10 protein-coding genes and 1 pseudogene are annotated in these 12,720 nt (G+C 72.3%); 5 read left to right on the top strand and 6 right to left on the bottom strand.

Going from position 1 to position 12,720, the window contains the following annotated elements:
• The gene (moaC, locus tag G6N10_RS02185; protein WP_085094300.1) at nucleotides 1-480 is read right to left on the bottom strand and encodes a cyclic pyranopterin monophosphate synthase MoaC; all 480 of its coding nucleotides are present in this window, start codon (nucleotides 478-480) and stop codon (nucleotides 1-3) included.
• 34 nt (nucleotides 481-514) lie between these two features.
• Entirely contained in the window at nucleotides 515-1,759 is a 1,245-nt protein-coding gene (locus tag G6N10_RS02180) for a molybdopterin molybdotransferase MoeA (RefSeq protein WP_085094302.1), read from the bottom strand.
• 107 nt (nucleotides 1,760-1,866) lie between these two features.
• Between G6N10_RS02180 and G6N10_RS20160 the strand changes: the two genes are divergently transcribed.
• The 4 genes and pseudogenes from G6N10_RS20160 to G6N10_RS20700 form a co-directional block, all read left to right on the top strand.
• Entirely contained in the window at nucleotides 1,867-2,265 is a 399-nt protein-coding gene (locus G6N10_RS20160) for a TOBE domain-containing protein (RefSeq protein WP_085094304.1), read from the top strand.
• Nucleotides 2,262-2,996, top strand: coding sequence for a molybdate ABC transporter substrate-binding protein (gene modA / locus G6N10_RS20155; RefSeq protein WP_085094306.1), 735 nt, complete (start codon nucleotides 2,262-2,264; stop codon nucleotides 2,994-2,996). The genes G6N10_RS20160 and modA overlap by 4 nt, the downstream gene beginning before the upstream one ends.
• A complete protein-coding gene (locus tag G6N10_RS02170) occupies nucleotides 2,993-3,808 on the top strand; it encodes an ABC transporter permease (RefSeq protein WP_085094308.1) in 816 nt (271 codons plus the stop codon). The genes modA and G6N10_RS02170 overlap by 4 nt, the downstream gene beginning before the upstream one ends.
• Nucleotides 3,809-3,903: 95 nt before the next feature.
• Nucleotides 3,904-4,312 (top strand): annotated as a pseudogene (locus G6N10_RS20700) (ATP-binding cassette domain-containing protein); the annotation flags it as partial.
• 226 nt (nucleotides 4,313-4,538) lie between these two features.
• Here G6N10_RS20700 and narI read toward each other — a convergent pair.
• From narI to G6N10_RS02145, 4 genes are read right to left on the bottom strand one after another with little or no spacing between them, the layout of a single operon-like run.
• Nucleotides 4,539-5,288: a respiratory nitrate reductase subunit gamma gene (gene narI / locus G6N10_RS02160; RefSeq protein ID WP_197745649.1), complete on the bottom strand. Its 750-nt coding sequence runs from the start codon at nucleotides 5,286-5,288 to the stop codon at nucleotides 4,539-4,541.
• A gap of 5 nt (nucleotides 5,289-5,293) precedes the next feature.
• Entirely contained in the window at nucleotides 5,294-5,950 is a 657-nt protein-coding gene (narJ, locus tag G6N10_RS02155; protein WP_085094314.1) for a nitrate reductase molybdenum cofactor assembly chaperone, read from the bottom strand.
• On the bottom strand, nucleotides 5,947-7,575 hold the full coding sequence (gene narH / locus G6N10_RS02150; protein WP_085094315.1) for a nitrate reductase subunit beta: 1,629 nt from the start codon (nucleotides 7,573-7,575) through the stop codon (nucleotides 5,947-5,949). Before narH ends, narJ begins: the two co-directional genes overlap by 4 nt.
• Entirely contained in the window at nucleotides 7,572-11,294 is a 3,723-nt protein-coding gene (locus tag G6N10_RS02145) for a nitrate reductase subunit alpha (protein ID WP_085094317.1), read from the bottom strand. Before G6N10_RS02145 ends, narH begins: the two co-directional genes overlap by 4 nt.
• A 172-nt stretch (nucleotides 11,295-11,466) precedes the next feature.
• On the opposite strand from G6N10_RS02145, the gene G6N10_RS02140 reads away from it, so the two are divergent.
• Nucleotides 11,467-12,717 carry an MFS transporter gene (locus G6N10_RS02140; RefSeq protein ID WP_085094319.1) on the top strand — a complete coding sequence of 417 codons (1,251 nt, stop codon included), beginning with the start codon at nucleotides 11,467-11,469 and terminating at the stop codon, nucleotides 12,715-12,717.
• The last annotated feature ends 3 nt before the right edge of the window (nucleotides 12,718-12,720 follow it).

Here is a 12,720-nt window from a genome sequence, read left to right as displayed (position 1 = left end):
CTACTCCCCCGGCCGGACCCAGGATCCGGACCGGCCGCCGTGCTTGGCCACGATCCGCAGGTCCTGCACCGTGACGGTGCGGTCCACCCCCTTGACCATGTCGACGACGGCCAGCGCCGCGACCGAGACCGCGGTCAGCGCCTCCATCTCCACGCCGGTGCGGTCGGCGGTGCGCACGGTCGCCTCGATGGCGACGCCGTGCTCGGTGATCTGCAGGTCGACGCTGGCGCCGTGCACCCCGATGACGTGTGCCAGCGGCAGCAGTTCGGCGGTGCGCTTGGCCGCGGAGATCCCGGCGATCCGCGCCACCGCGAGCACATCGCCCTTCGGCGCCGCGCCGTCGCGCAGCAGCGCCACGGTTTCCGGCGCGCACCGCACCACCCCGCGCGCGGTGGCCGCCCGCACGGTCGGGGTCTTCTCGGTCACGTCGACCATCCGGGCGTGCCCGGCGGCGTCCAGATGCGTCAGTGGGCCGTCCACGGTTGCCTCCCCGCTGTTCAGAGTTCGGAATCGTTCAGAATTCGATGACCTCGACCAGGTCGCCGGCGCGGACCGCCCCGACCTCGGCGGGCACCACGGCGTAGCCGCCGGCCGCGCCCAGCCCGACCGCCAGGTGCGAGCCCGATCCGCCTGCGGTGGCCGGGCGCACCACCGGGCGCGCCGGGTCGGCGTCGTCGACGACGACGGGCAGATACTGGCGCCGGCCCGCCGGGGTGCGCCAGGCCACCCCGGCCGGCAGCAGCCGGCGGCGGCGGTGGATCTCGGTGCGGCCCTGCATCCGCAGCAGCGCGGGACGGACGAATGCCTCGAAGGACACCGCGACGGCGACCGGGTTGCCCGGCAGCCCGAACAGCAGCATCCCCTCGGCGCTGCTGCCGAAGCCCTGCGGCTTGCCCGGCTGCATCGCGACCTTGACGAAATCCATTGATGCGCCGAGGCTTTCGCGGACCACCTCGTAGGCGCCCGCGCTGACCCCGCCGGAGAAGATCACCGCGTGCGCGCCGAGCCGGGCGGCCTCGGCGACCACCTCGGCGGGCCCGTCGCCCTCGTCGTCGACCACCCGCCGGGCCACCGGTTCGGCGCCGGCCTCGGCGACCAGGCCGGCCAGCAGGATGCCGTTGGATTCCGGGATCTGCCCATGCCGCAGCGCGCTGCCGGGGGCCACCAGCTCCGAGCCGGTGGAGACCACCACCACCCGCGGGCGCGGCGCCACCGGCACCTCGGCGATGCCGGCGGCGGCCAGCGCCGCCAGCTGCCGCGGCCCGAGCGGCACGCCGGGCGCCAGTACCCTCGCGCCCGCGGCGATGTCCTCGCCGGCGCGCCGGATGTGCGCGCCGGGCCCGCGCGGCGCCCGCCGCACCACCGCGGTGCTCAGCGAGTCGGCCAGGCCGCCCGCGGTGTCCTCGAACGGCACGATGGCGTCGGCGTCGGCGGGCACCGGGGCGCCGGTCATGATCCGCGCCGCGGTGCCCGGGGCCAGGCTCGGGTCCGCCCCGCTGCCCGCCGGGATGTCGGCGACCACCCGCAGCGTCTCCGGCGCCTCGGCGGTGGCGGCGGCAACGTCGGCGAAGCGCACCGCGAAGCCGTCCATCGCGGAATTGTCGAAGGGCGGCACGGCGCTGCGGGCCGGCGCGTCCCCAACCAGGGTGCGCCCGGCCGCGTCGTCGAGCGCCACGGTCTCGGCGGCCAGCACCGGTGTCCGGCTCAGCACCCGGCGCAGCTGCTCCTCCACCTCGAGGTATCCGTCGGCGCCGGTCATGCGCCCAGGTTAACCGGGCCCCCACCGGCGCCGAGAGCCACCGCAGATGCGGATTATTTTCTGGTTACTTCCGGCGTATGCGGGTCTACAGCTTCTAGGCTTGGGGGATGAACGACTTCCGCATCGCCGAGGCGGCCCGGCTCCTGGGGGTCAGCGACGACACCGTGCGGCGCTGGATCGACCAGGATGTGCTGCCGGTGACCGGCGCGCATCCGGCCAGCATTCCCGGCGCCGCGCTCGCCGAGCACGCGGTGCGGCTGGCCGACGCGCCGGCCGATCCCACCGACGTGCTCTCCAGCGCGCGCAACCGGTTCACCGGGCTGGTCACCCGGGTGCAGGTCGACGGCGTGATGGCGCAGATCGATATGCAGTGCGGGCCGCACCGGGTGGTGTCACTGCTCAGCGCCGAGGCCGCCCGCGAGCTCGACCTGCGGCCCGGCACCCTGGCGGTGGCGGTGGTCAAGGCCACCACCGTGATGGTCGAGACGCCGGGGGCGCCGCGGTGAGGACCGCCCGGGCGGTGCTGGCCGCGGTGTCCGGCGCCCTGCTGCTGGCCGGCTGTTCGGCGTCCCCGGCGCCGGACCGCACGCTGACCGTGTTCGCGGCCGCCTCGCTGCGCGAGGCGTTCGACGAGATCGGCGCGGCGTTCACCGATGCGCACCCCGACGTCACCGTCTCGGCGCGCTACGACGGCTCCTCGACGCTGGTCACCCAGCTGACCGAGGGGGCCGACGCCGACGTGCTCGCCACCGCCGACGAGCCGAGCATGGCCACCGCCGGCGCCGCGCAGCTGGTCGAGGACCCGCGGGTGTTCGCGACGAACACCCTGGTGGTGGCGGTGCCCAGGGGCAATCCCGGCGGGGTGCGGACGCTGGCGGACCTGCCCCGGGTGCTGACCGTGCTGTGCGCGCCGCAGGTCCCGTGCGGCGCGGCGGCCACCCGGTTGCTGCGCGCGGCCGCCGTCACCGTCGTCCCGGCCAGCCTGGAGCAGAACGTCAGCGCGGTGCTGACCAAGGTCGCCACCGGCGAGGCCGACGCCGGGCTGGTGTACGCCACCGATGTGCGCGGCGAGGACGACGTGGACAGTTTCGTGCCCGCCGGCGCGGTCGAGGTGGTCAACCGGTACCCGATCGCCGCGACCCGGTCGGCCGGCCCGGCGGGCCGGGCGTTCGTCGACTTCGTGACGGGCCGCACCGGGCAGCGGATCCTGGCCGAGCACGGGTTCGGCGCGCCGTGACCGGCCCGCAGCGCGACACCGGCGCCCGCACCCCGCTGGCGCTGCTCGGCCCGGCGGTGCTCGGGTTGCTGCTGCTGGTGGCGCCGCTGATCGCGCTGGTCGCCCGGGCGTCGTGGTCGACGCTGTGGCAGGACGTGACCTCACCGGTGGCCCGCGACGCGCTGCGGCTGTCCCTGGTCTACGGCCTGTCGGCGACGGCGCTGTGCCTGCTGCTCGGGCTGCCGCTGGCCCTGCTGATCGCCCGCTCCGGCCCGCGGGTCTCGGCGCTGCTGCGGGCCATCGTCGCGGTGCCGCTGGTGCTGCCGCCGATGGTCGGCGGCGTCGCGCTGCTGTACCTGTTCGGCCGGAGCGGCCCGGTGGGCCGGCTGATCGCCGACGGGTTCGGCACCGCGATCCCGTTCACCCCGACCGCGGTGGTGCTGGCCCAGGCGTTCGTCGCGCTGCCGTTTCTGGTGCTGGCGGTGGAGGGCACCATCCGCGGCGCGGGCCGGCGCTACGAACGCACCGCCGCCACCCTGGGCGCGCGGCCGTGGCGGGTGCTGTGGCGGGTGACGCTGCCACTGGCCGCCCCGGGCATTGTGGTCGGGGTGATCCTGTGCTTCGCCCGGGCGATCGGCGAGTTCGGCGCCACCGCGCTGTTCGCCGGCAACGCCCCCGGCATCACCCAGACCATGCCGCTGGCCATCTACACCGCGTTCAACGGGTCCGGCGCCGGCCGTCAGACGGCGGTGGCGTTGTCGCTGCTGCTGCTGGGCACCGCGATCCTGGTGCTGCTCGGGGTCCGGGCGTGGCGACCGGGGGCGCTGCGGTGAGCCGCCCGGGGGCCGCGCTGGACGCGCACGTCGTCGTCGCGCACGCCGGGCTGGACGTGCGGCTGGCAGCCGAGCCCGGCGCGGTGCTGGCGGTGATGGGGCCCAGCGGGTCGGGCAAGACCACCCTGCTGGAGGCGATCGCCGGGCTGACCCGGCTCGACGGCGGGGCGATCGTGCTGGGCGACACCGAGCTGGCCGGCCCGTCGCGGCACCTGTCGCCGTCGCACCGCAGCGTCGGGCTGCTCGGCCAGGATGCGCTGCTGTTCCCGCACCTGAGCGCCGCGCAGAACATCGGCTTCGCCGCCCGCATCGCCGGCGCCGACCGGGCCCGGGCCCGCGCCGTCGCCGCCGATTGGCTGGACCGGATCGGCCTGGCCGGCCTCGGCGGGCGCGCCCCGCACCAGCTGTCGGCCGGCCAGCGGCAGCGGGTAGCGCTGGCCCGGGCGCTGGCCGCGGCGCCGCGGCTGCTGCTGCTCGACGAGCCGTTCGCCGCCCTGGACGTGCAGGCCGCCGCCGCGCTGCGCGACACCGTCGCCGACCAGCTGCGCGGCACCACCACGATCCTGGTCTCGCACGGGGTCGCCGACGCCGCCGCGCTGGCCGACCGGCTGGTGCTGCTGGAGCACGGCCGGATCACCCAGCAGGGCCCGGTCGCCGAGGTGCTCGCCGCCCCCGCAACCGATTTCGGCGCCGCCCTGGCGCTGTCATTGGCGCCGCTGGCCGGGCGCGGCTAGAGCTTGCGCAGCCGGGCCGGGTCGGGCGCGGCGACCGGGTCCCAGCCGCGGCGCGGGGCCCGGTTGCCGTTCTGCTCGTCACGGGACCGGTAGACGATGTAGGGCCGGAACAGGTAGCCGACCGGCGCGGAGAACACGTGCACCAGCCGGGTGAACGGCCACAGCGCGAACAGCAGGCAGGCGCTGACCACGTGGATCTGAAACGCCACCGGCACGTCGGCCATCAGCTCGGGGTGCGGGTCGAACAGGATCAGGTCCCGGAACCACGGCGAGATGGTCGAGCGATAGTCGTAGCCCTTGCCGAACACCTGGTGCACCGAGGTGGCCAGCGTCCCGAACAGCAGCGTGGCGCCGAGCAGCACGTACATCAGCTTGTCCATCGCGGTGGTGGCCAGGAACACCGCGGCCACCGTGCGCCGCCGGTAGATCAGGATGGCCAGCCCGGCCAGGGTCAGCACCGCGGCCAGCGACCCCAGCCAGGTCGCACCCAGGTGGTAGAGGTGCTCGTCGATGCCGACGGCGTAGAGCCAGGAGGCCGGGATCAGCAGCCCGACGATGTGCCCGCCGATGACCATCAGGATGCCGTAGTGGAACATCGGCGAGCCCCAGCGCAGCAGCCGGCTCTCGTAGCTCTGCGACGACCGGGTGGTCCAGCCGAACTTGTCGTAGCGGTACCGCCACAGGTGCCCGACGAGGAAGGTCGCCGCGCAGATGTAGGGCAGTGCCACCCAGAGCAGGGTCGGCAGGGTGTTCACCGTTGGCTCCCGGGGTGTCCGAAGGTGGGCATGGGCAGGTTCAGTCCGACCGTCTCGACCGGCGGGCCGTCATTGACCAGCGCCAGCACCCGGGCCCGGGTGGCCGCGTCCACCGGCGGCAGCGACGCGGCGACCGCGCGGATCACCGCCGCCCACGGGCTGGCCATCCCCTCCAGCGCGGTGCGCAGCACCTCAATGCCGTCGCGGTGGGCGGCCAGCAACGCCCCGGCGATCGGCGAGCCCGAGCGCGCCGAGAACTCCAGCACCGCGGGCAGGTAGTCGGGCAGCTCGGCGGCGTCGAACTCCCAGCCGGCGGCCCGGTAGGCCTCCAGGAACGCCACCAGCGCCGCGCCACGGCGGCGGGTGTCCCCGGTGGCGTAGTAGCTCAGGTACATCGAGCATTTGCGTTTGAGGTCGAAGGTGCCGACGTAGTCGCGCTGGCGCGCCAGCGGGTCGGTGCTCAGCGCGGCGTCGATGAAGCCGGTCAGTTCGTCGCCGACCCCGGCCGGCAGCGCGACGGCGTGCCGGCGCAGCTCGGGCAGCCGGGCGAACCAGGCGTCGTCGGGGTAGTCCAGCAGCAGCGAGGCCAGCATGTGGGCGCCGGCCCGGGTCGCCGAATCCATTCGCACGACCGGGATTTCCGCGACGGTCATCGGTCACCGCCGTCCGGGAACAGCCCGTCGGGGCGGCCGTTGCCGTCCCAGTTGAGCAGGTTGACCTGGCCGGTGGACGGCTGATCGGAGCGCTGCCGGGCGGCCAGTCCGTGGAAGTTCTCCACCGCGACCGGCAGCGGCTGACCGCTGGCCGAACCGAGCATGCCGCCCATCCCGGGGCCGCCGTCGTAGTCCAGCGAGCAGGCCAGCTCCTCGAGCTGCTGGGCCTGTTCGGCGTGCGCGGTGGGGATGACGTAGCGGTCCTCGTACTTGGCGATCGCCAGCAGCCGGTACATCTCCTCAACCTCGCGCCCGGTCATCCCGACCGCGGCCGCGATCCGCTCGTCGCGCTCGTCGTCGAGGTTGACCCCGCGCATGTAGGACCGCATCGCCGCCAGCCGGCGCAGCGCGACGTCCACCGGCCCGACGTCACCGGCGGTGAACAGCTCGGCCAGGTAGCCGATCGGGATCCGCAGCTTGTCGATGGCGGCGAACAGGGTGCGGGCGTCCTCCCCGTCGTTGCCCGAATCGCTGACCACGTCGACCACCGGCGACAGCGGCGGGATGTACCAGACCATCGGCATGGTGCGGTATTCCGGGTGCAGCGGCAGCGCCACCCGATACTCCTGGATCAGCTTCCAGATCGGGCTGGCCTGGGCCGCGGCGATCCAGTCCGCCGGGATGCCGTCGCGACCGGCCGCCTCGATCACCGCCGCGTCGTGTGGGTCCAGCAGCACCTCGCGCTGCGCGTCGAGCAGGTCGTGCTCGTTTTCCACGCTGGCCGCCGCCGCCACCCGGTCCACGTCGTAGAGCACCAGGCCCAGGTAGCGCAGTCGGCCCACGCAGGTCTCCGAGCACACCGTCGGCAGGCCGACCTCGATGCGCGGGTAGCACATCGTGCACTTCTCGGCCTTGCCGGTCTTGTGGTTGAAGTAGACCTTCTTGTACGGGCAGCCGGACACGCACATCCGCCAGCCGCGGCAGGCGTCCTGGTCGACCAGCACGATGCCGTCCTCGGCGCGCTTGTACATCGCGCCCGACGGGCAGGACGCCACGCAGGCCGGGTTCAGGCAGTGCTCGCAGATCCGCGGCAGATAAAACATGAAGGCCTTGGAGAACTCGGCCTCCACCCGTTCGCTCATCTTCGCCAGGATCGGGTCCTCGTGCATGGTCTCCAGCGAGCCGCCCAGGTCGTCGTCCCAGTTGGCCGACCAGTTGATCTTCATGTCCTGGCCGGTGATCAGGCTCTTGGGCCGGGCCACCGGGGTGTGCGGGCCGGCCGGGGAGTTGATCAGCATGTCGTAGTCGTAGGTCCACGGCTCGTAGTAGTCGCTCATCTCCGGCAGCTTGGGGTTGGAGAAGATCCGCACCAGCTTGGCCAGCCGGCCGCCGCTGCGCAGCTTCAGCCGGCCCCGCCGGGTCCGCACCCAGCCGCCCTGCCAGCGGTCCTGGTCCTGGTAGCCGCGCGGAAAGCCAACGCCCGGACGGGTTTCCACGTTGTTGAACCACACGTACTCGACGCCGGTGCGGTTGGTCCAGGCCTGCTTGCAGGTCACCGAGCAGGTGTGACACCCGATGCACTTGTCGAGGTTCATCACCATCGCCATCTGCGCCATGACCTTCATCGGTACCGCACCTCCTGGCTGCGACGACGAATCGTCGTCACCTCGTCGCGCTGGTTTCCGGTCGGCCCCAAATAGTTGAACGCCCAGGCCAGTTGGGCGTAGCCGCCGATCAGGTGGCTGGGTTTGAGCAGGATCCGGGTCAGCGAGTTGTGGATGCCGCCGCGCAGCCCGGACGCCTCGGCGATCGGCACGTCCACCGTGCGGTCGGTGGCGTGATACATGTACACCGTCCCCTCGGGCATCCGGTGGCTGACGTTGGCCCGGGCCACCACCACGCCGTTGCGGTTGACCGCCTCGATCCACTCGTTGTCGCGGACCCCGATCTTGGCGGCGTCGGCCGGGCTCATCCAGATCACCGGTCCGCCGCGCGAGAGCGACAGCATGAACAGGTTGTCCTGGTATTCGGAGTGGATCGACCACTTCGAGTGCGGGGTCAGGTACCGCACCGACACCTCGGTTGCCGTTGCCGCACCGGGGATTTCGTCGCCGAACAGCCGGTGCATGTCCAGCGGCGGCCGGTAGATCGGCAGGTTCTCCCCCAGCTCGGACATCCAGTCGTGGTCGAGGAAGAAGTGCTGCCGTCCGGTCAGGGTGTGCCAGGGCTTGAGGTGCTCGACGTTGACCGCGAACGCGGTGTAGCGCCGGCCGCCGTGTTCGGAGCCCGACCATTCCGGGGAGGTGATGACGCTGCGCGGCTGGATCGACACGTCGGTGAAGGTGATGTGCTCCCCGGCGTGGTCGGCGGCCAAGAACGCCAGCTGCTGGCCGGTGTGGCGCTCCAGCTCGCGGAAGCCGTGCACCGCGACGCGGCCGTTGGTGGTGCCCGACAGGGCCAGGATCACCTCGCAGACCCGCCGGTCGGTGTCCAGTCGCACGCTGCCGGCATACGGGCCGGAGTCGACCGTGCCGTTGAGCCCGGCCAGCCGCTGCAGTTCCGGTTCGTAGCTGTATTTGATGCCCTTGGTGACCAGGCCGAGCGTGCCGACCAGCGGGCCCAGGGTCTTCCAGCGCTCCCCCAGCATCGGGTAGTCCCGTTCCACCACAGTGAGTTTCGGCATCGTCACGCCCGGCTTGAGCGGCGCGTCGACGACCCGGCCGTGCGGGGTGGCCAAAACGTCGGGGGTGTCGTGCTGCAGCGGGGTGGCGACCAGGTCGCGGCGCACGCCCAGGTGCCCGGCGGCGTACCGGCTGAACCGCTCGGCCAGCAGACCGAACATTTCGTAGTCGGTCTTGGTCTGCCACGGTGGGTTGATCGCCGGGTTGAACGAGTGCACGAACGGGTGCATGTCCGTGGAGGACAGGTCGTGCTTCTCGTACCAGGTCGCCGCCGGCATCACCAGGTCGGAGAACAGCGTGGTGCTGGTCATCCGGAAGTCCGCGGTCAGCAGCAGGTCGAGCTTGCCCTCGGGGGCCTCATCGCGCCACACCATGTCGGTGGGCCGCGACTCCGGCGGGGTCTGCGGTGCCCGGACCGCGGAGTCCGCACCCAGCAGGTGCTTGAGGAAGTACTCGTTGCCCTTGCCCGAGGAGCCCAGGATGTTGGCCCGCCAGATCAGCGCGATCCGCGGGAAGTTCTCCGGGGCGTCGGGATCTTCGACGGCGTAGCGCAGCGAGCCGTCGGTCAGGCTGTCCACCACGTGCTGGGCCGGGTCCTTGCCGAGCGCGTCGGCCTCCTCGCACAGTTGCAGCGGGTTGCGGTTGAAGGTCGGGTAGCTCGGCATCCAGCCGCGTTTGACCGATTCGACCAGGCAGTCGGCGGTGGTGCGGCCGGCGAACATGTCCCGGCTCAGCGGGGAGGCCAGCGCGTCGGCGGGCAGCCCGTCGTAGCGCCACTGGTCGGTGGCGATGTACCAGAACGCGGTGCCGATGTTGAACCGCGGCGGCCGATTCCAGTCCGCGGCGGCCGCGTACTGCTGGTAGCCGGTGATCGGGCGGACCTTCTCCTGCCCGACGTAGTGCGCCCAGCCGCCGCCGTTGCGGCCCTGGCAACCGGTCAGGGTGGTCAGCGCCAGGAAGGTGCGGTAGATGGTGTCGGAGTGGAACCAGTGGTTGGCCCCGGCGCCCATCAGGATCATCGAGCGGCCGCCGGAGCGCCGGGCGTTGTCGGCGAACTCGCGGGCGATCCGGGTGACCTGGGCGGCCGGCACCGAGGTGTGCTGCTGCTGCCAGGCCGGGGTGCCCGGGGTGCTGTCGTCGTCGTAGCCGGTCGGCCACTGGCCGGGCAGGCCGTCGCGGCCGACGCCGTACTGGGCCAGCATCAGGTCGAAGACGGTGGTGACGGTGCGGCCGGCCACCGTGGCCACCGGAACGCCGCGGCGCACCGTGCCCGAGCCGCCGGCGTGCTCCTGGCCGGGCGCGGGGTCCAGGTCGAAGCGCGGCAGGGCGATCTCGGCGGCCTGCCCGGACCAATCCGGCAGGTCGGCGATCGACAGCGGCGGGCTCACCTGGCCGAGGTCGAGGTTCCAGCGGCCCTCGTCCTCGGCGGAAAATCGGTGTCCCAGTGAGCCGTTGGGCACCACCGGGGTGCCGTCGGCGTCGAGCAGCACCGGCTTGAACTCGGCGTTGCCCTGCCGCGACGCCGGGCCGTCCAGGTCGGCGGCGGTGAGGAACTTGCCGGGCACCAGGGTGTCGCCGTGCGGTTCCAGCGTGATCAGAAACGGCGCGTCGGTGAAGCGGCGCTGGTAGTCCTCGAAGGCCTCGGTGCGCTGCTGCACGAAGTGCTCGCGCAGGATGACGTGCCCCATGGCCAGCGCGACGGCGGCGTCGGTGCCCGGGTGCGGGGCGACCCATTCGTCGGCGAACTTGGTGTTGTCGGTGTAGTCCGGGGACACCGTGACGACCTTCTGGCCGCGGTAGCGGGCCTCGGCCATGAAGTGCGCGTCCGGGGTGCGGGTCACCGGCACGTTGGAGCCCCACATGATCAGGTAGCCGGCGTTCCACCAGTCCGCGGACTCCGGCACGTCGGTCTGGTCGCCGAACACCTGCGGGCTGGCCACCGGCAGGTCGGCGTACCAGTCGTAGAACGACAGCATGGTGCCGCCGAGCAGGTTCAGGAAGCGCGCGCCCGCGCCGTGCGAGACCATCGACATGGCCGGGATCGGCGAGAAGCCGGCGATCCGGTCGGGGCCGTAGGTGGCCACCGTGTGCACGTGCGCGGCGGCGGCGATCTCCAGCGCCTCGTCCCAACTGGTGCGGATCAGCCCGCCCTTGCCGCGGGCCCGCTTGTAGGCGCGGGCCTTGTCCGGGTCCGTCACGATCGACGCCCAGGCGTCGACCGGATCGGGGTGCTGCGCCTTGGCCTCGCGCCACAACCGGGCCAGCACGTCGCGGATGTAGGGGTAGCGCACCCGGGTCGGCGAATAGGTGTACCAACTGAACGCGGCGCCGCGGGGGCAGCCGCGCGGCTCGTACTCCGGGGAGTCCGGACCCACCGACGGGTAGTCGGTCTGCTGGGTCTCCCAGGTGATGATGCCGTCCTTGACGTACACCTTCCAGGAACACGACCCGGTGCAGTTGACGCCGTGGGTGGACCGCACCACCTTGTCGTGCGACCAGCGGTCGCGGTAGAAGGCGTCGCCGGCGCGGCCACCCTCCAGGTACACCGTGCGCAGGTCCTCAGAGACCGTGCCCGGACGCAGGAATCGACCCATGCTCAGCAATGCGTCGGCCAGCGGGCCGTCTGTCGCGGGACCGACCTCGGCGCCGTTGCCGCGGGTCATTGCCTGCCCCCTCTCCCATCCGGGCAGCCGTACTCCGGATGCCGGTCATCCTGCTCTCTCGGCCCACACCCCACAAGCAAGGTTGCACTTACTTGCATACCGCAACACTCCCGGCCGCCAAGAGTGCTAATCGCTTATCGGCCAGCCGATTTGACGACTACGCTCGCCCAGCATGACCGGCGATCGCGCACGCACCGCAGCAAGCCCCGCAGATGCGGAACGTTTCGCGGGTGCCTTTCCGCAGGTGCTGCTCGCCACCGTTGCCTCAACCGTCGGGTTCTGGGCCTGGATGGCGATCGGACCGCTGCAGCACGTCTACAACACCGAGATGAACCTCGGCGAGGGGCAGATCTCGCTGATGCTGGCCACTCCGGTGCTGGTCGGCGCGCTGGGCCGGATCATCACCGGCGCCCTCACCGACCGGCTCGGCGGCCGGATCATGTTCACCGCGATCCTGCTGCTGTCCGCCCCGGCGGTGCTGCTGGTCGCGCTGGCCGGCGAGCTGAACAGCTTCCCGCTGCTGATCCTGGCCGGGTTCTGTCTCGGCATTGCCGGCACCATCTTCGCCGTCGGCATCCCGTTCTCCGGCGCCTGGTATCCGCCGTCGCGCCGCGGCTTCGCCACCGGCGTGTTCGGTATGGGCATGATCGGCACCGGGGTCTCGGCGTTCGCCACCCCGCGGCTGGCCGACCGGGTCGGTTACCTGCCCACCCACCTGATCATCGCGGGCACCCTGGTCGCGATGGCGGTGCTGGTCTGGGTGTTCATGCGCGACTCACCGGGCTGGGCGCCGAGCCGGGACAAGCTGGTGCCGAAGGTGGTCGGCGCGCTGAAGTTGCCGGTGACCTGGGAGATGTCGTTCCTCTACAGCATCGTGTTCGGCGGGTTCGTGGCGTTCTCGACGTTCCTGCCCAAGTACCTCACCACCATCTACCCGGACCAGGTCGACGCCATCGGGGCCGGCACCCGCACCGCACTGTTCGTGGCCGCCGCGGTGATCGCCCGGCCGATCGGCGGTGTGCTGGCCGACCGGTTCGGCCCGAAGATCATCACCCTGGTGTCGCTGGGCGGCATCGTGTCGCTGGGCTATGTCGTCGGGCAGGAGCCGCCCGAGGGCATCGTCACCGGTGCCGCCTTCATCGTGATGGCCGCGATGATGGGCCTGGGCATGGGCGCGGTGTTCGCCTGGGTCGGGCCCTCGACGCCGAAGGACAAGGTCGGCGCGGTCAGCGGCGTGGTCGCCGCCGCCGGCGGGCTCGGCGGATACTTCCCGCCGCTGGTCATGGGCGCGGCCTACCACCCGGCCAGCAACTCCTACTGGATCGGACTGTGGCTGCTGGTGCTGCTCGGCACGTTCGCGCTGATCGTGGCGGGCATGCTCAAGGACGTCGGGCAGCGCCCCGCCCCGGATGCCAGACTGTAGGAG

Origin of the sequence: Mycolicibacterium fallax (genome assembly GCF_010726955.1) — a bacterium.
GTDB lineage: Bacteria > Actinomycetota > Actinomycetes > Mycobacteriales > Mycobacteriaceae > Mycobacterium > Mycobacterium fallax.
The sequence above is the reverse complement of the archived record's forward strand: the minus strand, read 5'-3'. Positions and strand labels throughout refer to the sequence as shown.